The sequence below is a fragment of the Pseudomonas sp. S2_A05 genome (genome assembly GCF_054668485.1).
The window spans coordinates 3,648,789-3,673,090 of sequence record NZ_CP162775.1 but is presented as its reverse complement, the minus strand read 5'-3'; the positions used below and the strand labels follow the sequence as shown (position 1 = coordinate 3,673,090).

Sequence of the window (24,302 nt, the reverse complement as noted above, 5' to 3'; positions counted from 1 at the left end):
GATTCGACCTCGCGGGATGCGTACCTTTGCCCGCTTTTCCAATTCCGCCAACCCCTGGAGAGCGCCATGTCCGCTGATCTCGAGCATATCCGTCAAATCATGCGAGAGGCTGACTGCCTGTACACCGAGTCTGAAGTCGAGGCGGCCATCGCTCGCGTCGGTGCACAAATCAACGAACAACTGGCTGACAGCAATCCGGTGGTGTTCTGCGTGATGAACGGCGGCCTGATCTTCTCCGGCAAACTGCTGACGCATCTGCAATTCCCGCTGGAAGCGTCCTACCTGCACGCGACCCGTTATCGCAACGAAACCAGCGGCGGCGACCTGTTCTGGAAAGCCAAGCCGGAAGTCTCGTTCATCGACCGCGACGTGCTGATCATCGACGACATCCTCGATGAAGGTCATACCCTGGGCGCGATCATCGACTTCTGCAAACACGCCGGCGCACGCAAAGTGCACACCGCCGTGCTGATCGACAAGGACCACGACCGCAAGGCACGTCCTGACCTGAAAGCCGATTTCGTCGGCCTGCCATGCATCGACCGCTACATCTTCGGTTATGGCATGGACTACAAGGGCTACTGGCGCAACGCCAACGGGATTTACGCCGTTAAAGGCATGTAAGAACCTGCATTGCCCCCTGTGGGAGCGAGCCTGCTCGCGAAGGCGTCGTGTCAGTCAGCATCATTGAAAACTGACACACCGCTTTCGCGAGCAGGCTCGCTCCCACAGTTGTTTTTATGTGTGCTGATCCTTGCGCGACAGCCATGCTAGAGTGCTCGGCCCCGCCCCCCGGAGCCTGTCATGCGCCTCTTGATCCGCAGTCTCGCCGCCCTGTTGCTGTCCCTCAGCCTGCCGCTGTCCGCCGCGCCGATGCACAGCCAGTTCCTGCCGCCGGACGATCTGACCCTGCGCGACGCTGAACCCGAGCAGCAGCAACTGCTGCAAGTCAGCGAGTATTCGGTGGTGGTCGGTGCGCAGCGCCAGTCCAATCAGCAGCCGATTCCGGTCACCTCATCCTTGTTGATCCGCCTCAAAGGCAAATCGCTGAACAAAGGCGCGAGCATTTCTCAGGTGTTGGTGAGTTTCGACGGCGAAAGCAAAAGCCTGAAAAAACCGGCCTACGACGACAAAAGCAAAACCCTGACGCTGTTCTATCCGCTCGCTCAGTACCGCGTGGTGATGGATCTGCTGCGCAACGACACGGTGTATGTGCAGTTCCTCAGTTATGCCAACGGCCATATCTGGGCCGATTTGCACACCGGGGCGATTCGTCCGCGTTGAGCCGGGCGGTCGGGCAGGGGTAAACTGCCCGCCCCGTGTCATGTCTGCGAGCTGGAGTCGGCAATGCGTAAAGATAAGAAACAAGTGATTGGTGACGAGATCGGCGATGAGCAGATCAAGCTGTTCCTCGATTTTGAGCCGGTCGACGCCACTTCGCCGTCGCTGCACAAACTGATCAAGGCCTATCGCGGTTTGCGCATCGATGATTTCGAGCGCTTTCTGGGCTTCTTCGTTGCGGCGGGTTATGACGTTGATGGCAAGGATGAGCAGGGCAAGACCTTTGTTGACCTGATCGCAGATCAGCGCAACGCCCCGGACTACATCGAGCTGATCGAAAAGTCCCGCTCCTGAGATCAAAAGATCGCAGCCTGCGGCAGCTCCTACAGGTTGAACACAAAACCTGTGTAGGAGCTGCCGAAGGCTGCGATCTTTTGCTTTTCAAGGCCATAAAAAACGCCCCGATCGGGGCGTTTTTTCATGCCGCAAGATCAAGCGAAGCTTGGCGTCTCGCTGCTTTCTTCAACCAGTTCCAGGGCGATGTTGTTCTGCGTGTTGATCTTGCGATACAGCGCAGCATCGGTTTCCAGAACCTTTTCACGGGCCGGGAAGATCTCGGCCAGTTTGCTTGCCCACTCGCCGGACGCCTTGGCCGGGAAGCACTTCTCGATCAGTTCGAGCATGATCGAAACGGTCACCGACGCGCCTGGCGAAGCGCCGAGCAGGGCGGCGAGGGAGCCGTCCTTCGCCGCGACCAGTTCGGTACCGAACTGCAGGATGCCGCCCTTTTTCGGGTCCTTCTTGATGATCTGCACCCGTTGGCCGGCCACTTCCAGGCGCCAGTCTTCGGCTTTCGCCTGCGGGTAGAAACGCCGCAGCGATTCCAGGCGCTGTTCCATCGATTGCATCACTTCGCTGACCAGGTACTTGGTCAGGTCCATGTTGTTTTTCGCCACCGCCAGCATCGGCCCGATGTTGCCGGCGCGCACCGACATCGGCAGGTCCATGAAGGAGCCATGCTTGAGGAACTTGGTGGTGAAACCGGCGTATGGCCCGAACAGCAGGGATTTCTTGCCGTCGACGACGCGAGTGTCGAGGTGCGGCACCGACATCGGTGGCGAACCTACGGCCGCCTGGCTGTAAACCTTGGCCTGGTGGTGCTTGACCACTTCCGGGTTATCGCAACGCAGCCACTGGCCACTGATCGGGAAGCCGCCGAAGCCTTTGCTTTCTTCGATGCCCGAAGCCTGCAGCAACGGCAGGGCCGCGCCACCGGCACCGAGGAAGACAAACTTTGCGTCGACTTCGCGGGTGTTGCCGTTGTTGACGTCCTTGATGCTGACGGTCCAGCCGGCGCCGTTACGCTTGAGGCCGGTCACGCGCTTGCAGTATTTGACCTGAGTGTCCGGGGCGCTGCTCAGGTGCTTGAGCAACTGATTGGTCAGGGCGCCGAAGTTGACGTCGGTGCCGTTCATCACACGGGTGGCGGCGAGGACTTCGTCGGGCGAGCGGCCCGGCATCATCAGCGGCATCCACTCGGCCATCTTGCCTTTGTCTTCGGTGTACTCCATGTCGGCAAACGCGTGGTGCTTGCTCAGGACATTGAAGCGCTCCTTGAGGAACGACACACCGCTTTCGCCCTGAACGAAACTCAGGTGCGGAACCGGGCTGATGAAGGATTTGCACGAGCCGAACGTGCCCTTTTTGGTCAGGTACGACCAGAACTGCTTCGACACCTCGAACTGGGTGTTGATGTGCACGGCTTTCTTGATGTCGACGCTGCCATCGGCAGCCTGCGGGGTGTAGTTCAGCTCGCACAGGCCGGCGTGACCGGTACCGGCGTTGTTCCACGGATTGGAACTCTCGGCGGCGCCGGAATCCATCAACTCGACGACTTCCAGCTTGATCGCGGGGTCGAGCTCTTTGAGCAGTACGGCCAGGGTGGCACTCATGATGCCGGCCCCTACCAGAACTACGTCGACTGCTTCGTTATGCGCCATTTAACGCGTCTCCCAAATCTGCAGCACCAAATTGTCGGCATGGCTGCCAGGCGTTCCAGGGCAGGTCAGTGGGCCCGGGCTATCCGTGGTCAGGTGGGCCATGTCCGAATCTTCGCAATTTTTCGCAACTTCGACGGATGCGTGCGGCCTGGTTTCAAGCGTTCCATGAACGCATTTTCGCGCAGGGCTGGCAATTCGACTTATGGTCGAGTCATCCGTTTTCGTGCAACCAAATCCGTAGCGGACAGGCTTCAGGCTCCGATGTTCGAGGTATACCCGGTCCTGTGTCGTTGGGCTGTTTCAGACGCTAATGGTGCATGTTCAGACGCAAAACTATTCATTTGCTCGCCACACTCTTGTGAAGTTGTGAAAACCCGTTTTTTTCACGCTCTTTTGAAGACGTGAACCTCAAAAAAGGGCTGCCTTGGCCTGGCACCTGCCCGCTAGGGCAAAACAACGCGGTGGCCGAGCGAATGACAGCTCTGCAGATTCGCGAAAAGCGGGTTTTTGCCGGAAGAACAGGCAAGCGCGCCAACTTCACTCGATCTGTGTGGGCGGCTCTCTGTGGGCGATTTTGATGTCGATGCATGCGCATTGACGCTGTTGCGGGGCCCGATCAGGAGACGTCCTTATAATCGGGGGGAGATTGTAGCGAAGAAATGCGCGCAGTTGCTCGTGTTTAATGACTTTTATTAGGCATCCGGTCAGATGCTCAACTGCACCTGACCCCGTGCGCGCATTTGTCGCGGTACGACCCGGGCGCTGGCGGGCAGCGGCTGGTTCAGCCAGGTCAGGCGGATTTCTTCGATTTCCACCCAGCCGTCGCCCATCGGTTGCAGGCTGCACTGCTTGAAGGCCTGGCAATGACCGTTGCGGTCGAGCAGGGCAAAGCTGCGATGCAGCGGGCGTGGGGCGAACAGCGAGATCAGATAACGCATGGCAGAGTTCCTTGAAGGAGGACTGCTGTGAAGCTTGCCGGTGGGCCGTGACGTCGCGGTGTATGGACGGTGAAGAATGTGTGACAGGAACCGCTTTCAGCGGGGTTTGTCAGACATTGCAGTATTCACTGTGCGACGCTGGTTACGCGCAGTGGCCCACCGCTATACTGCCGGCCTGTTTGTGCCTGATTCTGGAGAGAAGAGCATGTTGCAACGCCTGTTGTTCGGTTTGATCACTGTCGCCGGTTTGACCCTCGCCGGCTGCGCCCACAGCCCGCAACAACTGAATCCGGAGCCAAAGCTGACCACGCAATTGCCAGCGGTCGGTCGCGGCCAGCCTGTCATCGTGCGTGTGGTCGACGGTCGTCCGTCGCCGACCCTCGGTACCCGTGGCGGTCTGTATCCGGAAACCAGCGCCATCACCGTGCAGCGCGAGCAGATCCTGCCGAAGCTGCAGGCCCAGGCCGAAGCTGCCGTACGTCTGCTCGGCTTCACCCCGACCACCAGCGCACCTAACGCGCCGCAGCTGACCGTGACCCTGGCCGAGCTGAAATACCAGTCGCCGAAAGAAGGCATGTACGTGACCGAAGCCACCATCGGCGCGACCTTCCGCTCCGACGTGCAGAACGCCAACCGCCGTTACAGCGGCCGTTACGGTGCGTCGCTGGACCAGCGCTTCGGCATGGCGCCGAATCAGGAGACCAATACCAAACTGGTCAGCGATGTATTGAGTGACGCACTGACGCGTCTGTTCAAGGACCCGACCGTGGGTCAGGTTCTGGCTGAGTAAGTTTTCCGTAGATGTGAAAAAGCCCGGGGCCAGTGATGGTTCCGGGCTTTTTTGTGGATCTGAGATTTGTGTCGTATGGGAAATCGATTCCCCTCACCCCAGCCCTCTCCCGAGGGAGAGGGAGCCGATCGCGTGTGCTTCAAAACCTGAATTCGGCGCGGTATCTCATGTCGGCGTATCTACCGCAAACACCTCGGTCAGTCCCCTCTCCCCAAGGAGAGGGAGCCGATCGCGTGTGCTTCAAAACCTGAATTCGGCGCGGTATCTCAAGTCGGCGTATCTACCGCAAACACCTCGGTCAGTCCCCTCTCCCTCTGGGAGAGGGCTAGGGTGAGGGTCTTTTGACGTTCAGGCAGCCTGAGAATAAAAATCGAGCACGCTCACGCCAGTCAACAAATCTGTCTCGGGCAGGTCCGCATGCTGATGCCCGCCCAGCGCGCAATACACCAGCCAGTGCCGATCCTGCACGTTGAAGGCAAGGCTGCCGATCAGGCTTTGCTGGTCGTCGTAAGGAGTGATGAGGTACAGGCGATCCTGGTTTTCCGCGTGCAGCATGTCGCATTCCATTCGAGTTTCGAGGCGCGCAGGGTGAAGCATCCACGTGACGATGCCATGACACAGGACAGCCATCGGTCGATTGTCAGGTTATTTGTCGCAAAGGCTGGGGCAGAGCGTCAGGGTTTGGGTAGAATTCGCGCCGCGGTCGTCGGTCTGGCGTCTGCCACACCGGTTAAGTTCGAGGTCTGTGATGTCGCTGCACTTGATGACGCTGTTTACCGCCCATCCCGCCAAGTTGATCAACCTGCTGGCCTTGCTCCTGGCCTTTCCGGGCAGCTGGCTGCTGCACGCGACCCGCCGCCGTGAGCAACGCGCCCAGGCCAGTCTCGCCGCCCAGCGCCAGGCGCAGCCCAATGCCGAGCCGATGCTCGATTGGGCGACGTTGCGCATGAACCGGTTTTTCTATCGTTTTGGTTTTGCTTGCCTTGGCCTGGCCCTGATCGTCTCGTGGATCAGCACGCGCTTCTGAAAGCAAAAGCAAACCCTGTGGCGAGGGGATTTATCCCCGCTGGACTGCGTAGCAGGCCCCGTTTTTCTCAGGTAAAAACTTGGGAGCGCTGCGCACTCCAACGGGGATAAATCCCCTCGCCACAGCCGTTGCCTACAGCGGCAATCCAGCCTTGACCCGATACTGATTACGCACCGGCGTCGCATATTGCAGCACCAGGTACGGACGATGCTCAGCGGGGCACGCATCCAGTCGGCTTTGCCATTCATCCTGCGCCTTGGCCAGTTCGTCAGCCGGGAACACCTCGGCCGCCGTCGGCACATTCAGTTGCGGATCGGCATCCGCCCACTGCGCGTACGCCAGATAATGCACCGGGAACAACCGGTAGCCGCCGAGAATCTGCTTGTCCATCTCGATCGCCAATTGCTTGGTGTCCTCGAACACCTCAGTGATCGGCGCGGCAAAGTTCACGTGCACGCGACCCTTGTAACCGGTGATGCCCTTCGCGATGCTCACGTCATCCTCGCCCGGCGCCTTGGCGTAGGTGCCGGTGGTGGCGCGGATGTAGAGTTCGCGGGCCTTGGCCTGGTCGCAGGGGTCGTACTCATAGCTGATCGACACCGGCGTCACGTTGAGCGAGCGGATCACTTCGCCGAACGGCTCGTCCTTGCGGCTCATGTGGAACATCTTGAGGATCGCCGACTCGGTGCGGTCGTCGCCGTCCTTCGCCCGACCTTCAGCCTGAGCAATCCAGATCGACGCGCAGTCGTTGCGGATCGAGTGGTTGATGTACGCCGACAGCAACTGATAAGCAGCCATCTTCTCGCGGCGGCCGGTGATCGAGCGGTGGACGATAAAGCTCTTGTTCAAGCGCATCAGGTCACTGACAAACGGCTTTTGCAGCAGGTTGTCGCCAATCGCGATGCGCGGCGTCGGCAGGCCGGCGTGGTACACGGCGTAGTTGACGAAGGCCGGGTCCATGACGATATCCCGGTGGTTGGCGATGAACAGGTAGGCGCTGCCGGACTTGAACTGCTCGACACCGGTATAGGTCACGCCGTCGGTGGCGCGCTCGATGGTGTGGTCGACGTAGAACTCGACTTTGTCCTGTAAGGTAGCCACGGAATTCACGTCGGCAAACTCACGACGCAGCCGATGGGCTATAAGAGGTTTGAGCATCCAGCCGAAGGCACCGGCAAAACGCGGGAAGCGGAAGTGGGTGAGGATATCTAGAAACGCCTTGTCGCCGAGCAGCCTTGCCAGTACCGCAGGTACTTCGCTGTCGTCGTAAGGTCGGATGGCATCGAATTCGCCCATCATGCTCTCTTGTTGGAAACGGCTAGGGTAAGTAAAGGGTTTGATCGAAAACCCGCAGGGCACGGTCTGAAAAGTAGTCAGACAAAAATAGCCCTGCAAATAGACCGGCGATTATACGCACAAGTCACTTGGGAGACCGCGATGCTGGAAGATGCACGGTATGAATGTCCGTATTGCGGTGAGGAAGTCGAGACCACGCTGGATTTGTCCGGCGGCGATCAAACGTATATCGAAGACTGCCAGGTGTGCTGTCGTCCGATCACCTTTGTCCTGCAAGTCCATGAAGACGAGTGGCATCTGGAAGTCTTCAGCGAAAACGAGTGAGGGCCGCGTATGCAGCGCATCTACGAACCGGCGAACCTGATGGAAGGGGAGATGCTCAAGGGCATGCTCGCCAACGAAGGAATCGAGGCGCACCTGATCGGCTGTGATCTGGTGGGCGGTACGGGTGAACTGCCGATCTTCGGCCTGCTCGGGCTGTCGGTGGATAACGATCAGGCCGAATACGCCCGCGAGCTGATCAACTTGTACAATGCCGCGCTGCCGCTGCACGGCGACGAACCGGAGAGCTTCCCCGGGACGCTGGTCTGTTAGGCTGGCGCTGGTTTTATTCAGAGTTATGTTGCCCCATGTGTGGACGTTATGCCCTGTTTCGCTGGAACCGCGACTTTGCGGCCCTGCCAGGTTTTCCCGCCGATCAACAGGCGCAGTGGAACATTTCCCCCAATGATTCGGTGTTGATGCTGCGTGCCGACGAAGACGGCCAGCGCACGTTGGCCCGTGCGCGCTGGGGCCTGACACCGCCGTGGCTGACCGATCTGTCGAAGACCCCGGCCCATGCTCGCGCCGAAACCGTGGCCGAGCAGCCGATGTTTCGTGAGGCGCTGCGTCTGCGGCGTTGCCTGCTGCCGGCCAACGGTTTCTACGAATGGCGCGGCACCCAGCGCAAGCGACCGTACTGGTTGACGCCGGGGGAGGGCTCATCGTTGTTTTTCGCCGCGATCTGGGAAGCGTATCCGGTGCAGGAACAGGTCTGGCTGAGCACGGCAGTGATCACTCAATCGGCGGCGAGTCAGCGGCGACCGTTGATTCTCGATGAAGCGGGGCAGGCTGCCTGGCTTGATCCCGAAACGCCGCTCCATGTCTTGCAGGGTTTGCTCGCCAGTGAACCGGCGGCGCTGCGTGAGCGGGTGTTGGCGAATCTGGTGAATGATCCGAAGTTGAACGGGCCGGAGTGTTTGACCCCGGCTTGATTTGCGTGGATCAAAAGCCCCTCACCCCAGCCCTCTCCCGGAGGGGAGAGGGAGCCGAATGGGGATACTTCAGAGGTACACCGACCTGAACGATCTGTTGTGAATCCATAATCGACTGTTTTTTTCAGGTCGATGTATAGCGCAAGACATCGCGGTCGGTCCCCTCTCCCTCCGGGAGAGGGCTAGGGAGAGGGCTAGGGTGAGGGGGCTCTTGATCTTTCAGACCTTGAATTGATTGATCAACCGCCGCTGCTGTTCCGCCAGTTTGGTCAACCCGGCGCTCGCCGAACTCGATTCATCCGCACCGCCGGCCACTTCATTCGCCACCTGACCTATGTTGATCACATTGCGGTTGATGTCGTCGGCCACTGCGCTTTGCTCTTCTGCCGCACTGGCGATCTGCGTGTTCATGTCGTTGATCACCGACACGGCCTGGGTGATCGTTTCCAGCGCTTCGGCCGCTTTCGCCGCGTGTTGCACGCTTTCGTCGGTGCGGTTCTGGCTGTCTTCCATGACGCGCACCACATCGCGGGTGCCCTGTTGCAACTGCTGGATCATGCTCTGGATTTCTTCGGTGGCCTTCTGGGTTTTCTGCGCCAGATTGCGCACCTCGTCGGCGACCACGGCAAAACCGCGACCCTGCTCACCGGCTCGCGCGGCTTCGATCGCCGCGTTCAGTGCCAGCAGATTGGTCTGTTCAGCGATGCCGCGAATGGCAGTGAGGATGGCGTTGATGTTTTCGCTGTCCTTGGCCAGCGTCTGCACCACCTCGACAGCCTTGCCGATTTCCACCGCCAGTACGCCAATCGAATTCGAGGTGTCGCGCACGATCTGCATGCCCTGGCTGGCGGCCTGATCGGCGTGGCTTGCCGCTTGTGCTGCCTGGGTGGCGTTGCGCGCCACGTCCTGGGCGGTAGCGGTCATTTCCTGCACCGCTGTCGCCACTTGATCGATTTCGGCCATTTGTTTCTGCACGCCGATGTTGGTGCGGATGGCGATGTCGGCGGTGTGTTCCGAGGAATCGCTGACGCTCTGCACCGAGGTCACCACCTGGGTGATCATCGCCTGCAACTTGCCGAGGAAGGTGTTGAAGCCCTTGGCAATCGAGCCCAATTCGTCGCTGCGGTCACTGCTCAAGCGACGGGTCAGATCGCCTTCGCCCTGAGCGATGTCATCGAGCATGGCGACCATTTGCTTGAGTGGCCGCGCGATGCCGTGACCCACCAGCCAGATCACCAGCAGGCCGATGCCAGCGATGATCAGACCGACCATGGCCATGCCGAAGGTGTCGGATTTGCGCTGGGCATCAAGGTCGGCTTGCAGGTTTTGCAGATCGGCCATGACGGCGTTGAGCGGCAATTGCAGCATCAGCGTCCAGCGTGCGTCGGTCTGGCCGATGCCGAACGGCAGGTACAGTTCGATGCGGCCCTTGGCCTGATTCACCGAATAGGTGACCTCGTCGCGCTTGAGATTGGCGAGACTGCTGGCCTGTTCGGCGTCGAGGATGTCGCTGACTTTTTCACCGAATTTGCTCGAGTCCTTGGTGTAGGCAACGATCCGCCCGTTGCCGCCGACCAGAGCCATTTCACCGGCGCCGCTGTAAAGCTTCTGGTTGGCGGCGAGCAGCATGTCCTGAATGAAGTTCACCGAGAGGTCGGCGCCGACGATGCCCTGAAATGCGCCGTTGACCATGATCGGTTCAATGAACGAGGCGAGCATGACAATCTTGTCGCCGACCTTGTACGGTGCCGGGTCGATCACGCAGGGTTTCTTCGTCTCTTTCGAGCACAGGTAGTACTCGCTGGCGCGCACCCCGGTGGACAAGGTTTTCTGATCGTCGACATCGGCCAGTTTGTCCACGCCCAGACTGCCGTCGGTATTGCGGAACCACCACGGCAGGAAACGTCCATTGGCTGGATCGATACCGACCACGGCGCTGCCGATGTAGGCCGCGTCATTGTGGTCCAGTGCGTTTTTTTCCCAGCCGATGTAGGTGCCGAGAATCTTCGGGTTCTTTTCGACGTTTTCCTTGATCAGGCTGATCAGTTGTTCGCGGCTGACGCTCAGGCGCGGCTGGCCATCGGTGCCGGTTGTGCCGAGCAGGGCGTTGACGCGCACCAGGCCGCCAGCAATCAGCAGCGGCGCTTCGAGTTCGCGCTGGATCTGGCTGACCTGGGTCTGCGCCAGCGAGGTCAGGCGCTGTTCGATGACTTGCTCGAACTGCGCCTGGGTGCGCTGTTGCACCATTTCTTGAGTGCGAGCGCCGGAGAACAGCGCGTACAGCACCAGCGCCGCGACCACGCTGAGAACGATGGCGCCGGCCAGAGCGGCGACGGAAAACTGGATCGACTTGAACTTCATGGGAGCTCCGCACGCAAGAGGACAATCTGCGAGGGATTTATCGGCGGGGTGGGCGCGGCCATGAGAGACGCTGGTCGGAATCGCCGCGCGATGTCGCTGATGGATCGGTGCACGGCGGATTCAATGCGCGTTGAGGAATTTCCAGCCAGTCTTGCGGCCTTAGGTGGATGTACGCGCAATGCGTCCGTTGTATCTGGCGCCAATACAATTAGCCGCCTAGGATACGCCTCAGGTTTTCAGGGAGCTTTTGAATGAACAAGACATTAGTGGTAAGTGCTTTGAGCGCAGCGCTGTTGCTGGCCGGTTGTCAGTCGGTCAACACCACCAGCGGCGGTGCCGTCGGCGTGGAGCGCAAGCAGTACATGTTCAGCATGCTGTCCTCGCAAGAGGTGGACCAGATGTACGCGCAGTCTTATCAGAAGACCGTCGGCGAGGCGTCGAGCAAAGGTGTGCTGGACAAGACCAGCCCGGAAGCCAAACGCGTGCAGACCATCGCCAACCGCTTGATCGCCCAGGCGCCAACCTTCCGCCCGGACGCGGCGCAGTGGCAATGGGAAGTCAATCTGATCAAGAGCGATGAGCTCAACGCCAACTGCGGGCCCGGCGGCAAGATCATTTTCTACACCGGATTGATCGACAGCCTGAAACTCACCGACGATGAAATCGCTGCGGTCATGGGCCATGAAATCGCCCACGCCCTGCGCGAGCACGGTCGTGAAGCGATGTCCAAGGCTTACGGTATGGAGATGGCCAAGCAGGGCGCCGGTGCCTTGTTCGGTCTGGGCCAGGACAGCCTGGCGCTGGCCGACACCGTGGCCAACTACGGCATGACCTTGCCCAACAGCCGCGCCAACGAAAACGAAGCCGACCTGATCGGCCTGGAACTGGCCGCCCGCGCCGGTTACAACCCGAACGCGGCGATCACCCTGTGGGACAAGATGAGCAAGGCTTCCGAAGGCGCGCCACCGGAATTCATGAGCACTCACCCGGCATCCAGCAGCCGCATTGCTGCGTTGCAGGCAGCGATTCCGAAGGTGATGCCGTTGTACGAAAAAGCGCCAAAATCCTGAATAAAGCAGCTGTAAGCTTCAAGTGACAAGCTGCAAGTCAAAGCAGATTCGCTTGGCTTGCAGCTTTTTACTTTCAGCTTGCAGCTTGCAGCTTGCAGCTGCTTCAAACCCAGCCGCTGCTCTGCATCGCTTTATAAACCGCAACAATCGCCAGAATCATGAACGCCGAAGCCGCGAGGCGGCGGATCAGGGTCAGCGGCAGTTTCTCTGCAACAAAGTTACCCGCCAGGACCACCGGCACGTTGGCAATCAGCATGCCCACGGTGGTGCCGATAATCACCAGCCAGAGTTCCGGATATTGCGCGGCGAGCATCACCGTGGCGATCTGCGTCTTGTCGCCGATTTCCGCGAGGAAGAACGCGATCAGCGTAGTCAGGAACGGCCCGAACTTGCGCGCCGTGCTGGCTTCGTCGTCATCCATTTTGTCCGGGACCAACGTCCACAGTGCCGTGGCGGCGAAGCTGGCGGCGAGGATCCAGTGCAGAACGGCGTCGGAGAAGAAACTGCCGACCCAGGCGCCTACCGCACCGGCTGCTGCGTGGTTGGCCAAAGTCGCGGCGACAATCCCGGCGATGATCGGCCAGGGTTTGCGAAAGCGAGCGGCGAGAATCAGCGCGAGCAGTTGCGTCTTGTCGCCGATTTCGGCCAAGGCAACGATAGCGGTGGGAACGAGTAACGAGTCCAGCATCAGGGATTTCCTAAGGGGCGGGTCGACACGGCTATGACACGTACAGCCTTCCCGCCCCGGGTAAGGTGTGCGTGTCATAGGTCTTGTCAAACCCTGCGATCCGTCTGGTGCGGACGCTTGGGTCGCATACGCCATGATCTGAGGATCAAGTATGTTGACGTATGCCGGACGAGCTTGGCGCTCGTGGGAGACTACTCCCCTAGGACGGAGCGGATTCTGCCTAGGCAAATCCGATTGGGCAAGAACAAATTTTCAACCGCGCTTGGCCCGGTAAATCCGGAAACCATTGCCTTCAGCCTTGATCGCACACACGCCCAAGTGCTCCTCGATCAACGGCTGATACTTGAGAAAGCTGTTCGCCACAAGGCGCAGTTCGCCACCGTTTTTCAGATGTTTCGCCGCTTTTCGCAGCAGGTTCTCCGTAGCGAAATAATCGGTGTGCACGCCGACATGGAACGGCGGATTGCTCAGAATCGCGCTCAAACCCATTGGCGCGGCATCGATGCCGTCCCCGGTCAGCACTTCCGCCTCCAGGCCGTTGGCGGCCAGGGTCAGACGGCTGCTGGCGGCGGCGAACGCGTCGACATCCAGCAAGGTGACCTGATTGTGCGGATAGCGACGTTTCACCGCAGCCCCGAGCACGCCGGCGCCGCAACCGAAATCGAGCAGATGGCCGCTCGGCAGTTTGTCCAGATGCTCCAGCAGCAGGGCGCTGCCGCGATCCAGTCGACCGTGGCTGAACACGCCCGGCAAACTGATGACTTTCAACGGCCCTTCGGCCAGGGGCAGTTCGTAGGTCTGCGCAAGACTTTCCAGGGATTTCGCTTCAGGCGCATTGGCCACGGTGACTTGCCAGAGCTGGCAGTGACGCGCGCTGTCGAGTTTACGTGGCTTGCCAAAAGGATTGAGCTGTTTGGATGCGCCTTCGATGCCGCTGCGTTTTTCCCCGACCAGAAACACCTCACGCCCGGCCAGACGCGACGCCACGGCGTTGAGGATGTAATCGGTCAGGTCCTTGGATTTGGGCAGGAACACCACAGCGCTGTCGAACTCGCGCTCCGGGACATTCACGCCGAACTGGCTGCGGCCCTCGAAACGCGCGTCCAGTGCGGCTTGGTCGCCAGCGTGCCAGCACCAGCCGAACGCATTCGGCAGACGCCCGAGCAAATCATCGGCGGGCAGGCCGGCCAACAGCAGCGAACCCTGGAATAACTCGGCCTGACGAAGCAGTACTTCACTGCGCGGATCCATAACTGCTCCTTGAAAAAAAGTGCCGCAGTTTATCAACTGACGACCCGCAGCGCCTCACCGCTGAAGAACGCCTGGGCGTTTTCGCTCAGTTGCCCGACGATACGCTGGCGTGCCTCGCGGCTGCCCCAGGCGTTGTGCGGGGTGACGATCAGGCGCGGGATATCGGCGGCGAGCAGCGGATTGCCCTGGGTCGGTGGCTCGACACTCAACACATCGGTGGCCGCACCGCCGAGATGACCGCTGCGCAAAGCGTCGGCCAGCGCCTGCTCATCGATCAGGCCGCCCCGGGCGGTATTGACCACAAATGCGCCAGGCTTCATCGCGGCCAGTTCGCGGGCGCCGATGAAATGCCGGGTGTGCTCGTTGAGCGGGCAGTGCAGGGTCAGGGCGTCGATCTGCGGCAGCAGTTCTTCCAGCGGCAGGCGATCCGGTCGAGCAGGGCGCCCCGGAATCTGTCCGAGCAACACACGCATGCCGAACGCTTCGGCCAATCGCGCCACGGCGCCACCGAGCTCGCCATGCCCGAGCAGGCCGAGGGTTTTGCCTTGCAGTTCGACGATCGGGTAGTCGAGCAGGCAGAACTGTTTCGCCTGCTGCCAGCGGCCTGCGCTCACAGCTTTCTGATAGTCGGCCAGGCGCGTGGCGAGGTTGAGCAACAGCATGATCGTGTGTTGCGCCACCGACGGCGTGCCGTAAGCCTGGCAATTGCACACGGTGATGCCGTGGGTGCGGGCGGCAGTGAGGTCGACATTGTTGGTGCCGGTGGCGCTGATCAGGATCAGTTTCAGTTGCGGGTTGGCAGCCATGGCAGCAGCGTCGATCACGACCTTGTTGGTGATCGCCACTCCGGCGCCTTGCAGGCGTTCGCTGACCTGTTCCGGCAAAGTCTGGGCGAACAGCTGCAAGTCGCTGAAGCATTCGCGCAACGGACCGAGGTCCAGATCGCCGAGATCCAGCGAAGGGTAATCAAGGAATACCGCGCGGCGCGTGTTCGTCATCAACTGTACCTTTTGTGCTGTGAGCGGAGGGCGTACCCTGCCGAGCCTACCAGATGAAACAATTGGTTACTCGACACCGAGATGCCTTGAACTCTTGTGGGAGCGAGCCTGCTCGCGAAAGCTCTGGCCCAGTCAACATCTCTGTTGGCTTACCCAGCGCTTTCGCGAGCAGGCTCGCTCCCACAGGGAAAGCATTCGGCAATGAGCCCAGTGTGAACATTCGAATCCTGAGGAGCCCCCATGTACTGGACCGAGTTCTTGACCGTTGCCCTGATCCACTTGCTCGCCGTCGCCAGCCCTGGCCCGGACTTTGCCGTGGTCGTGCGCGAGAGCGTGACCCATGGTCGCCGCGCCGGTACCTGGACCGCGCTGGGCGTGGGCTCGGCGATTTTCCTGCATGTCGGCTATTCGTTGCTCGGCATCGGTCTGATCGTGTCGCAATCGATCGTGCTGTTCAACGCGCTGAAGTGGGCCGCCGCCGCGTATCTGCTTTACATCGGCTTCAAGGCCTTGCGCGCGCAACCGGCGAAAACCGTCACCGATGACTTGCACCGGGAAACCGGCGTACGCACCGCGCGGGGCGCGTTTACCTCGGGCTTCGTCACCAACGGTCTGAACCCGAAAGCCACGCTGTTTTTCCTCTCGCTGTTCACCGTGGTGATCAACCCGCACACACCGCTGGCGGTGCAGGCCGGTTACGGCGTTTACCTGGCGGTGGCGACGGCGATCTGGTTCTGTCTGGTGGCGATGCTGTTCAGCCAGCAACGCGTGCGCGCCGGCTTCGCCCGCATGGGCCATTGGTTCGACCGCACTATGGGTGCCGTGCTGATTGCTCTCGGCGTGAAAATCGCGTTCACCGAGATGCATTGAGAACTGGAACACATCAATCCCTGTGGGAGCGAGCCTGCTCGCGAAAGCGCCAGTACAGTCACCAAAAATGTCGACTGACCCGACGCCTTCGCGAGCAGGCTCGCGCCCACCGGTCGTGTTTTCTTCAACTTCGGCCCGAAATGCTGGCGCAAAGCTAGCATTTGTACGGCTCTGCAAATCATTCCTTTGGCTGATTTGACTGTCATGCAGGCGCACTAGAGTACGAATCTCTCCGCCAACACCGTGCAGTCAGAAAAGGGATTCTTATGTTGCAGACTCGGGTCATTCCGCCGGCCGATGGGGCCTACCAGTATCCATTGCTGATCAAACGGCTGCTGATGTCCGGCGCCCGTTACGAGAAAACCCGCGAAATCATCTACCGCGACCAGTTGCGCTACAGCTATCCGACCCTGATCGAGCGGGTTGCGCGGCTGGCCAACGTGCTGACGGCTGCCGGCGTCAAGGCTGGTGACACCGTGGCGGTGATGGACTGGGACAGCCACCGTTATCTGGAATGCATGTTCGCCATTCCGATGATCGGCGCGGTGATCCACACCATCAACGTGCGTCTGTCGCCCGAGCAGATCCTCTACACCATGAACCATGCCGAGGACCGCTTCGTGCTGGTCAACAGCGAGTTCGTCGGGCTGTATCAGGCGATTGCGCCGCAGCTGACCACGGTGGAGAAAACCCTGCTGCTGAGCGATCTGCCGGAGAAAACCGCAGAGCTGCCGAACCTCGTCGGCGAATATGAGCAACTGCTGGCCGCTGCGAGTGCGCAATACAATTTCCAGGACTTCGACGAAAACTCGGTCGCCACCACGTTCTACACCACCGGCACCACGGGCAATCCGAAAGGCGTGTATTTCACCCATCGGCAACTGGTGCTGCACACCATCGGCGTGGCGACGATCATGGGTTCGATCGACAGCGTACGGCTGCTCGGCACCAACGATGTGTACATGCCGATCACGCCGATGTTCCACGTTCACGCCTGGGGTTTGCCGTACGTGGCGACCATGCTCGGGCTCAAGCAGGTTTATCCGGGGCGCTACGATCCGGAGTATCTGGTGGAGTTGTGGCGCAAGGAGAAGGTCACCTTTTCCCATTGCGTGCCGACCATCCTGCAGATGCTGCTCAACGCCAAAGCCGCGCAGGGTGCCGACTTCGGTGGCTGGAAGATCGTCATCGGCGGCAGCGCACTCAATCGCAGTCTTTATGAAAACGCCAAGGCCCGTGGCATTCAGCTGACGGCCGCATACGGCATGTCGGAAACCGGGCCGCTGGTGTCTTGCGCGCACCTCAACGACGAACTGATGGCCGGCAGCGAAGACGAGCGCACCACTTATCGGATCAAGGCTGGCGTGCCGGGGCCGTTGGTCGAAGCGGCGATTGTCGACGGCGACGGCAATTTCCTTCCCGCCGACGGTGAAACCCAGGGCGAACTGGTGCTGCGCGCGCCGTGGCTGACCGAAGGCTATTTCAATGAACCGCAGAAGGGCGCCGAGCTCTGGGCCGGTGGCTGGTTGCACACCGGCGACGTCGCCACGCTCGACAGCATGGGCGTGATTGATATTCGTGATCGCATCAAGGACGTGATCAAGACCGGCGGCGAGTGGATCTCCTCCCTTGACCTCGAAGACCTCATCAGCCGGCATGCGGCGGTACGCGAAGTAGCAGTGGTGGGCATCGCCGATCCGCAGTGGGGCGAGCGCCCGTTTGCCTTGCTGGTGGTCCGCGAAGGGCAGGTGATCGGTGCACGGGAACTGAAGGAACACCTCAAGCCGTTCGTCGAGCTGGGACACTTGAGCAAGTGGGCGATCCCCAGTCAGATCGCCCTTGTTACCGAAATTCCCAAGACCAGCGTCGGCAAGCTCGACAAGAAGCGCATTCGCCTCGACATCACCGAGTGGCAAGCCAACAACAGCACCTTCCTTTCCACACTTTGAGTGCCTGCTGGCGCGCCGAAACCGGCGCGCCAGACCCACCAAGCAAGCGCTTGGCTTGTGAAATCGAAAAAATCAGCCATCCTTGCCCTGCCGACGTGTGTCGGACTGGCGAAAGGACTGTTCCAGAGTGGTTGGCGGCTGCAAATCACACTTTAGAGGGATCAAGCACTACCACCCGCTGGATATAGTCCGCTCAAGGACTTTTTAGAAACGGAGCACACGCACTGATCGGGGCGAGCAACTCTGGAGCGATTTCGGGCAGCCTTGGCGCCCGGTCCTCCACAGCGTTTTTAAAAGTACTCACTGCCATAACAATAATGCACATGGAGTAGCGTCGATGACCTCAGTAAACCAGTTCTGGCGCCGGGCGAAACTGCCTCTGGCGGTCAGTCTTGCCTCCTCGCTCGCCGGGCCTGCATTCGGCGTCAGTTTCAACGTCGGTGAAATCGAAGGCCAGTTCGACTCGTCCCTGTCGATCGGTGCCAGTTGGTCTACTCAGAGCCCGAACAAGAACCTTATCGGCGTCAACAACGGCGGCCGTGGCCTGTCGCAGACTTCCGATGACGGGCACGCCAACTTCAAGAGCGGCGAAACCTTTTCGAAGATCTTCAAGGGCATCCATGACCTTGAATTGAAATACGGCGACACCGGCGTGTTCGTCCGTGGCAAATACTGGTACGACTTCGAACTGAAGGACGAGAGCCGCGAATTCAAGGACATCAGCGACAGCAACCGCAAAGAGGGCGCCAAGTCCTCCGGCGGGCAGATCCTCGACGCCTTCGTCTACCACAACTACGCGATTGCCGATCAGCCGGGCTCCGTGCGTCTGGGCAAGCAGGTAGTGAGCTGGGGTGAAAGTACCTTCATCGGCGGCGGCATCAACTCGATCAACCCGATCGACGTCTCCGCGTTCCGTCGTCCGGGCGCCGAGATCAAGGAAGGCCTGATTCCGGTCAACATGTTCTACGTGTCGCAGAGCCTCACCGATAACCTCTCGGCCGAAGCGTTCTACCAACTGGAATGGGACCAGACCGTCGTCGACAACTGCGGCACCTTCTTCTCCCAGCCGGACATCGTTGCTGACGGTTGCGACAGCAATCTGCGCGTGCTGAACAAGCGTTCGCAGATTCCGGCGATCGCTTTGGGGCCGTTGGCCGCCAACGGTGTGAACGTCGACCAAGAAGGCGTGCTGGTGCGCCGTGGGCCGGACCGTGACGCGCGCGACAGCGGTCAGTGGGGCGCGTCCCTCAAATACATGTTCGAGCCACTCGACACCGAGTTCGGCGCGTACTTCATGAACTACCACAGCCGTGCGCCGATCTTCAGTGCAACCGGCGCACCGCAGTCGGTCTACAACACTGCCGCCGCGCTGCCGGGGCCGTTCGCCGCACTCGCACCGCTGCTGGTCGCGGGCAATTCGAATTACTTCATCGAATACCCGGAAGACATTCGTCTCTACGGCCTGAGTTTCTCCACCACCCTGCCTACCGGTACGGCGTGGAGCGGTGAGATCAGCTACCGTCCGAACGCGCCGGTACAACTGAACTCCACCGACATCCTGTTTGCCGGCGTGCGTCCATTGGGCGGTGCACTGACCAACGCTTCGCTGCTCACTGGCGTGCCGGGTCAGGATCTGCATGGTTACGAGCGCAAGGAAATCACCCAGATCCAGACAACGTTCACGCACTTCTTCGATCAGGTCATGGGCGCCAGCCGTCTGACCCTCGTTGGTGAAGTCGGCGCGACCTACGTCGGTGGCCTGGAAAGCCGTTCCGACAAGCGTTATGGCCGCGATCCGGTCTACGGTCCGGGTGAGTTGCCGGCTACTGGCACAGTCGATACCTGCGCCAACATCCTCAACAACAGCACCATCAACGGCGCAGGTCCTGGTTCGCCGCAGAACAACCGCAGCCGCAATTGCGAAAACGACGGCTTCACCACGTCGATGTCGTGGGGCTACCGTGGTCGGGCGATCTGGGAATACAACGACGTGTTTGCCGGTGTGAACCTCAAGCCGAACGTGGCCTGGTCCCACGACGTGAGCGGTTACTCGCCAGGCCCTGGCGGCAACTTCGAGGAAGGTCGCAAAGCGGTCAGCCTGGGCGTCGACGCCGAGTACCAGAACACCTACACCGCGAGCCTGGCCTACACCAATTTCTTCGACGGCAAGTACACCACCGTGGATGACCGCGACTTCGTGGCGCTCAGCTTCGGCGTGAACTTCTAAGCACTGCATTTCAGGACGAACGAATTTATGAAAATAACAAAGAGTCTGTTCCACGCCGGTGTTCTGGGCCTGTCGCTGCTGGCGACCAGTGTCATGGCGGCGGTGCCTGCTGCCGAAGCGGATAAACTGGGCAAGAGCCTGACGCCGATGGGCGCGGAAATGGCCGGTAATGCCGACGGTTCGATCCCGGCCTGGAAACCGCTGCCGAAAAATGCCGGCAGCGTCGACAGCAAGGGCTTCCTGTCCAACCCTTACGCCAGTGAGCAGCCGCTGTTCACCATCACCGCCAAGGATGTCGACAAGTACAAAGACAAGCTTGCCCCGGGCCAGTACGCGATGTTCAAGCGCTACCCGGAAACCTTCAAGATGCCGGTCTATCCGTCCCATCGCGGCGCCACCGTGCCGGATGACGTGTTCGCCGCGATCAAGAAGAACGCCACCAGCACCAACTTGGTGTCCGGCGGCAACGGTCTGGAAAACTTCGATACCGCCGTACCGTTCCCGATCCCGAAAACCGGTGTGGAAGTGATCTGGAACCACATCACCCGCTATCGCGGCGGCAGCGTGACCCGTCTGGTGACCCAGGCCACGCCGCAACCGAACGGCTCGTACAGCCTGGTGTACTTCCAGGATCAGTTCGTGTTCCGCGACAAGATGAAGGACTACGATCCGGCGAACCCGGGCAACATCCTGTTCTACTTCAAGCAGAAAGTGACCGCGCCGGCGCGTCTGGCCGGTGGCGTATTGCTGGTGCACGAGACGCTCGACCAGGTCAAGGAGCCGCGTTCGGCGTGGGTCTACAACGCCGGTCAGCGTCGTGTGCGCCGTGCACCGCAAGTGTCGTACGACGGCCCGGGTACTGCCGCCGACGGCCTGCGTACCTCGGACAACCTCGACATGTACAACGGTGCGCCGGATCGTTACGACTGGAAGCTCGAAGGCAAGAAAGAGATGTACATCGCCTCCGACAGCTACAAGCTCGACGATCCGAAACTGAAGTACTCGGACATCATCAAGGCCGGTCACATCAACCAGGACCTGGCTCGCTACGAGCTGCGCCGCGTCTGGCACGTGGTCGCGACCCTGAAGGAAGGCCAGCGCCACATCTACGCCAAGCGTGACTTCTACATCGACGAGGACACCTGGCAGGCAGCGGTCATCGACCACTATGACGGTCGCGGCCAACTGTGGCGTGTAGCCGAGGCGCATGCCGAGAACTACTACGACAAGCAAGTGCCGTGGTACGCCCTCGAAACCCTCTACGACCTGCAGTCCGGCCGCTATCTGGCACTGGGCATGAAGAACGAAGAGAAGCAGGCGTATGACTTCGGCTTCACCGCTACCACCAGCGACTTCACCCCGGCCGCTCTGCGTCAGGATGGTGTTCGCTAAACCTGCGTAAACCCGAGGCCGCATCCTCGTGAAAACGCCCCGACCGGTTCGGGGCGTTTTTGTGTCTGTAGCCTTTTTGTAGCCATTTGTAGCAGCGACCTTCATTACCTCTTCGTTTAAGGCTAGGCTGCGGACATCTGCAACGCCGCCAATCGCCTTCGAACAAGAGCCGGCCATGACTGATCTGTCCCCACTTCCGGGTCCCGCAAGCATCACCGTCGCAGCACTGGACGGGCGTTTTTTTCGCCCGCCGCTGCCTGATGGCTATGTCTTGCGGCCGCGCCTTTGCCAGCGTCTGCAGGCCGGGCTCGGAGGTCGGTTGCTGCTGGTCAGCGCCCCGGCCGGGTTCGGCAAAAGCTCGCTGGCAGTGGAGTTCTGTCAGAGCCTGCCGGCGCATTGGCAAAGTCTCTGGCTGGGCTTGAGTCCGCGTGACAGCGATCCCGGACGCTTTCTTGAGCGCTTGCTCGAAGGTCTGCAGGACTACTTTCCGGCCTTGGGCGCTGGCGCTCTTGGTCTGCTGAAAATGCGTCAGCGTCATCAGCCATTCGCTTTTGAAGAATGGCTCGACGGTCTGCTCGATGAGCTGGCGCTGCACCTCGATCCTGCTGCACCGCTGCTGCTGGTGCTCGACGACTACCACCTCGCTCAGGGGCCGGTGCTGGATCGTTGCCTGCAATTCTTCCTCAATCATCTACCCGATGGCTTGCTGGTGATGGTCACCAGCCGTCAGCGCCCGGACTGGCATCTGGCGCGTCTGCGCCTGTCGCGGCAGTTGCTCGAGCTGCACGAACAGGACTTGCGCCTGACCCACGACGAAGCCCTGACCTTGCTCGACCGCCACAGCAGCTCACTGCGCGGCGAAGCACTGGAAAGCCTGATCCAGCGCAGCGAAGGCTGGGTCGCCGGCCTGCGCTTCTGGCTGCTGGCGGTGGCCGAGGCGGGCAACGATGCCGCGCTGCCGCAAGCATTGAACGGCGGGGAAGGGCTGATTCGCGACTATCTGCTCGAAGAAGTCATCGATTGCCTGCCCGCCGAAGTGCAATCCTTCCTCTACGAAACCGCTCCGCAGGAACGCTTTTGCAGCGAGCTGTGCGACGCCGTCCGCGAAGCCCACGACAGCGCCGAGATCCTGCGCTTTCTCCTCGCTCACCAAGTGTTTCTCGTGCCGCTGGACGAGCACGGTCACTGGTATCGCTATCACCATTTGTTTTCTGACTTGTTGCGCAGCCGGCCGATCGCCCAGGCGATGGTGCCCAACGCTACCCTGCATTTGCGCGCCTGCCGCTGGTTCAATGCGCAAGGCCTGCTCGACGAAGCGGTGGAGCAGGCGTTGCGTGCCGGGCATCTCGACGTCGCGGCGAATCTGGTACAGAACCTGTCCGAAGAACAGCTGCTCGCCGAGCAGAACGTCGGCATGCTGCTGCGCTGGAAAATGGACTTGCCCGACAGCCTGCTGATCAGCACGCCACGGCTGATCGTGCTCTACAGCTGGGCGCTGGGGCTGGCCTGTCAGCTCGACGCCGCTGAAGAGCTGGCCAGCCATTTGAGCCGTTTCCTGCCGGCGCCTTCGGCCACCGCGCAAAAATCCATGCTGGCGCAATGGCTGGCGCTGAGCGGGATCATCGCTCGCGGGCGCGGCCATCGCGATTTGACCCTGCGTTATTGCAGTGAAGCGCTGGAGAGCCTGCCGGCCAAGCGTTATGGCCAGCGGCTGATGTGCCTGTCGACCTTGTCCAATCTGGCGATCGCCGACGGTGATCTGTGGCGCGCCCGTGGCCTGAACCGTGAATCCCTCGAGCTGGCGCAACGGGTCGGCAATCCATTATTCGAAGCGTTGGCTCACTACGACAGAGCTCGAGTCTTGCAATCGAGGGGCGAGATTCTGCGTGCGCTCGATGAAGTGCATCAGGGCCTGGAACGCTTGCGCGGTCTGTCGCCGCAACGCCTGTACGCTGTACGCGCGCGGCTGACGTTGTACGAAGGTTTCCTGCTGGCGATGCGTTTGCAGCCGCAAGCCGCACGCGTGCGTCTGCTGGCCGGCATTGGCGAGGCGCGCGCCTGTCGCGACATCAGCGTGCTGATCGGCCACTGCGTGATTGCCCGCCTCGACGGCGCCAGCGGCGAGTTCGCCAAGGCCTTCGCCGAACTCGCCGAAGCCGAACGCCTGATGCACATCTGGGACGTGCCGCCGATCTACTATCTGGCGATGATCACCCTGGTCAAATGCGAGCTGTGGCTGGCCCAGGGCCGGATTGATCTCGCCGAGGCGTGGCTTGCACGATTGGGCCAGACCTACACCGGCGAAAACGCTGCGGCGCCACCGGAGTTTCATCCACAGCTGCCGCTGCATGTGGAACTTCAACAGGCGCTGCTCGATGTGATTCAGGGGCAGCCTATGCTCGCCGAAGGGCGGCTGAACGTGTTGCATGAAAACGGCCAGCGGACCGGACGCCAGTTGCTCAGTGTGATGGCGTTGACGCAGAAGGTGGCGCTGTTGCTGTCGAGTGGACGCGAGCCCGATGCGCGCAAGGTGTTGAGTCAGACGCTGGAAGCTGCGGCCGGCGGCGTTTACCAGCCTTTTGATGCGCTGCTGAAAAACCATGCCGACTGGTTGCGCGGACAATTGCAGGCGCTCACTTGCAACGCGGTCGGCCAGCAATTGCTCACGCATTTTCCAACAGCCGCGCCACGCCCGGCCGTGGAAAGCTCCGCTACCGAACAACTCAGCAGCCGCGAACTGGCGGTGCTGCGCCTGATCGCCCAAGGCTGTTCCAATCAGGAAATCAGCGAGCAGTTGTTCATTTCCCTGCACACGGTGAAAACCCACGCCAGCCATATCAACAGCAAGCTGGGGGTCGAGCGGCGTACGCAGGCAGTGGCGCGGGCGAAGGCGTTGGGGTTATTGCTCTAG

Annotated in this window: 22 protein-coding genes, 1 pseudogene and 1 riboswitch; of the genes and pseudogenes, 14 read left to right on the top strand and 9 right to left on the bottom strand. The window is 60.6% G+C overall.

Going from position 1 to position 24,302, the window contains the following annotated elements; translation table 11 throughout:
- Positions 1-66: 66 nt before the first annotated feature.
- From AB4O12_RS16685 to AB4O12_RS16675, 3 genes are all read left to right on the top strand, one after another.
- The gene (locus AB4O12_RS16685; RefSeq protein ID WP_016773231.1) at positions 67-624 is read left to right on the top strand and encodes a hypoxanthine-guanine phosphoribosyltransferase; all 558 of its coding nucleotides are present in this window, start codon (positions 67-69) and stop codon (positions 622-624) included.
- Positions 625-804: 180 nt separating this feature from the next.
- Positions 805-1,284 carry a hypothetical protein gene (locus tag AB4O12_RS16680; RefSeq protein ID WP_071173567.1) on the top strand — a complete coding sequence of 160 codons (480 nt, stop codon included), beginning with the start codon at positions 805-807 and terminating at the stop codon, positions 1,282-1,284.
- 63 nt (positions 1,285-1,347) lie between these two features.
- The gene (locus tag AB4O12_RS16675) at positions 1,348-1,635 is read left to right on the top strand and encodes a PA4642 family protein (protein WP_041479985.1); all 288 of its coding nucleotides are present in this window, start codon (positions 1,348-1,350) and stop codon (positions 1,633-1,635) included.
- 137 nt (positions 1,636-1,772) lie between these two features.
- On the opposite strand, the gene mqo is transcribed toward AB4O12_RS16675, so the two are convergent.
- Both mqo and AB4O12_RS16665 read right to left on the bottom strand, forming a co-directional pair.
- A complete protein-coding gene (gene mqo / locus AB4O12_RS16670) occupies positions 1,773-3,281 on the bottom strand; it encodes a malate dehydrogenase (quinone) (RefSeq protein WP_024014277.1) in 1,509 nt (502 codons plus the stop codon).
- Between the two features lie 704 nt (positions 3,282-3,985).
- Positions 3,986-4,219, bottom strand: coding sequence for a hypothetical protein (locus AB4O12_RS16665; RefSeq protein ID WP_039761314.1), 234 nt, complete (start codon positions 4,217-4,219; stop codon positions 3,986-3,988).
- A 205-nt stretch (positions 4,220-4,424) separates the two neighbouring features.
- Between AB4O12_RS16665 and AB4O12_RS16660 the strand changes: the two genes are divergently transcribed.
- A complete protein-coding gene (locus tag AB4O12_RS16660) occupies positions 4,425-5,009 on the top strand; it encodes a YajG family lipoprotein (protein ID WP_039761315.1) in 585 nt (194 codons plus the stop codon).
- 348 nt (positions 5,010-5,357) lie between these two features.
- Here AB4O12_RS16660 and AB4O12_RS16655 read toward each other — a convergent pair whose 3' ends face one another.
- Complete coding sequence (locus AB4O12_RS16655) at positions 5,358-5,564, bottom strand: hypothetical protein (RefSeq protein ID WP_095181665.1); 207 nt, start codon at positions 5,562-5,564, stop codon at positions 5,358-5,360.
- 193 nt (positions 5,565-5,757) lie between these two features.
- On the opposite strand from AB4O12_RS16655, the gene AB4O12_RS16650 reads away from it, so the two are divergent.
- On the top strand, positions 5,758-6,036 hold the full coding sequence (locus AB4O12_RS16650; protein ID WP_016770663.1) for a hypothetical protein: 279 nt from the start codon (positions 5,758-5,760) through the stop codon (positions 6,034-6,036).
- A 132-nt stretch (positions 6,037-6,168) separates the two neighbouring features.
- On the opposite strand, the gene AB4O12_RS16645 is transcribed toward AB4O12_RS16650, so the two are convergent.
- Positions 6,169-7,335 carry a 1-acyl-sn-glycerol-3-phosphate acyltransferase gene (locus AB4O12_RS16645; RefSeq protein WP_041479984.1) on the bottom strand — a complete coding sequence of 389 codons (1,167 nt, stop codon included), beginning with the start codon at positions 7,333-7,335 and terminating at the stop codon, positions 6,169-6,171.
- Positions 7,336-7,473: 138 nt separating this feature from the next.
- Between AB4O12_RS16645 and AB4O12_RS16640 the strand changes: the two genes are divergently transcribed.
- From AB4O12_RS16640 to AB4O12_RS16630, 3 genes are read left to right on the top strand one after another with little or no spacing between them, the layout of a single operon-like run.
- A complete protein-coding gene (locus AB4O12_RS16640; RefSeq protein WP_041479983.1) occupies positions 7,474-7,656 on the top strand; it encodes a CPXCG motif-containing cysteine-rich protein in 183 nt (60 codons plus the stop codon).
- A gap of 9 nt (positions 7,657-7,665) precedes the next feature.
- Complete coding sequence (locus AB4O12_RS16635) at positions 7,666-7,926, top strand: putative signal transducing protein (protein ID WP_041479982.1); 261 nt, start codon at positions 7,666-7,668, stop codon at positions 7,924-7,926.
- A 35-nt stretch (positions 7,927-7,961) separates the two neighbouring features.
- Positions 7,962-8,585 carry an SOS response-associated peptidase gene (locus AB4O12_RS16630; RefSeq protein ID WP_039761324.1) on the top strand — a complete coding sequence of 208 codons (624 nt, stop codon included), beginning with the start codon at positions 7,962-7,964 and terminating at the stop codon, positions 8,583-8,585.
- A 219-nt stretch (positions 8,586-8,804) separates the two neighbouring features.
- Here AB4O12_RS16630 and AB4O12_RS16625 read toward each other — a convergent pair whose 3' ends face one another.
- Both AB4O12_RS16625 and AB4O12_RS16620 read right to left on the bottom strand, forming a co-directional pair.
- On the bottom strand, positions 8,805-9,509 hold the full coding sequence (locus AB4O12_RS16625; protein ID WP_370695149.1) for a methyl-accepting chemotaxis protein: 705 nt from the start codon (positions 9,507-9,509) through the stop codon (positions 8,805-8,807).
- 198 nt (positions 9,510-9,707) lie between these two features.
- A pseudogene (locus AB4O12_RS16620) lies at positions 9,708-9,767 on the bottom strand (hypothetical protein); the annotation flags it as partial.
- Between the two features lie 1,430 nt (positions 9,768-11,197).
- Between AB4O12_RS16620 and AB4O12_RS16615 the strand changes: the two are divergent.
- Positions 11,198-12,016 carry a M48 family metallopeptidase gene (locus tag AB4O12_RS16615; RefSeq protein WP_016773242.1) on the top strand — a complete coding sequence of 273 codons (819 nt, stop codon included), beginning with the start codon at positions 11,198-11,200 and terminating at the stop codon, positions 12,014-12,016.
- 103 nt (positions 12,017-12,119) lie between these two features.
- On the opposite strand, the gene AB4O12_RS16610 is transcribed toward AB4O12_RS16615, so the two are convergent.
- From AB4O12_RS16610 to AB4O12_RS16600, 3 genes are all read right to left on the bottom strand, one after another.
- A complete protein-coding gene (locus AB4O12_RS16610) occupies positions 12,120-12,704 on the bottom strand; it encodes a TMEM165/GDT1 family protein (protein ID WP_460059132.1) in 585 nt (194 codons plus the stop codon).
- Between the two features lie 88 nt (positions 12,705-12,792).
- Positions 12,793-12,917, bottom strand: a riboswitch (yybP-ykoY riboswitch).
- 39 nt (positions 12,918-12,956) lie between these two features.
- Complete coding sequence (locus AB4O12_RS16605) at positions 12,957-13,955, bottom strand: class I SAM-dependent methyltransferase (protein ID WP_056790248.1); 999 nt, start codon at positions 13,953-13,955, stop codon at positions 12,957-12,959.
- 32 nt (positions 13,956-13,987) lie between these two features.
- Positions 13,988-14,953 (bottom strand): 2-hydroxyacid dehydrogenase, encoded by a 966-nt coding sequence (locus AB4O12_RS16600; RefSeq protein WP_460059130.1) that lies wholly within the window; start codon positions 14,951-14,953, stop codon positions 13,988-13,990.
- Between the two features lie 240 nt (positions 14,954-15,193).
- Between AB4O12_RS16600 and AB4O12_RS16595 the strand changes: the two genes are divergently transcribed.
- The 5 genes from AB4O12_RS16595 to AB4O12_RS16575 all read left to right on the top strand — a co-directional run bounded on the left by AB4O12_RS16595 (position 15,194) and on the right by AB4O12_RS16575 (position 24,302).
- Positions 15,194-15,823: a LysE family translocator gene (locus AB4O12_RS16595; RefSeq protein WP_016773245.1), complete on the top strand. Its 630-nt coding sequence runs from the start codon at positions 15,194-15,196 to the stop codon at positions 15,821-15,823.
- Between the two features lie 266 nt (positions 15,824-16,089).
- Positions 16,090-17,772 carry a fatty acid--CoA ligase gene (locus tag AB4O12_RS16590; protein ID WP_252876884.1) on the top strand — a complete coding sequence of 561 codons (1,683 nt, stop codon included), beginning with the start codon at positions 16,090-16,092 and terminating at the stop codon, positions 17,770-17,772.
- Positions 17,773-18,109: 337 nt separating this feature from the next.
- Positions 18,110-19,999, top strand: a complete 1,890-nt coding sequence (locus tag AB4O12_RS16585; RefSeq protein WP_056790239.1) for a DUF1302 domain-containing protein — start codon at positions 18,110-18,112, stop codon at positions 19,997-19,999.
- A 27-nt stretch (positions 20,000-20,026) separates the two neighbouring features.
- Positions 20,027-21,391, top strand: a complete 1,365-nt coding sequence (locus AB4O12_RS16580) for a DUF1329 domain-containing protein (protein ID WP_024014265.1) — start codon at positions 20,027-20,029, stop codon at positions 21,389-21,391.
- Between the two features lie 175 nt (positions 21,392-21,566).
- On the top strand, positions 21,567-24,302 hold the full coding sequence (locus AB4O12_RS16575; protein ID WP_056790235.1) for a LuxR C-terminal-related transcriptional regulator: 2,736 nt from the start codon (positions 21,567-21,569) through the stop codon (positions 24,300-24,302).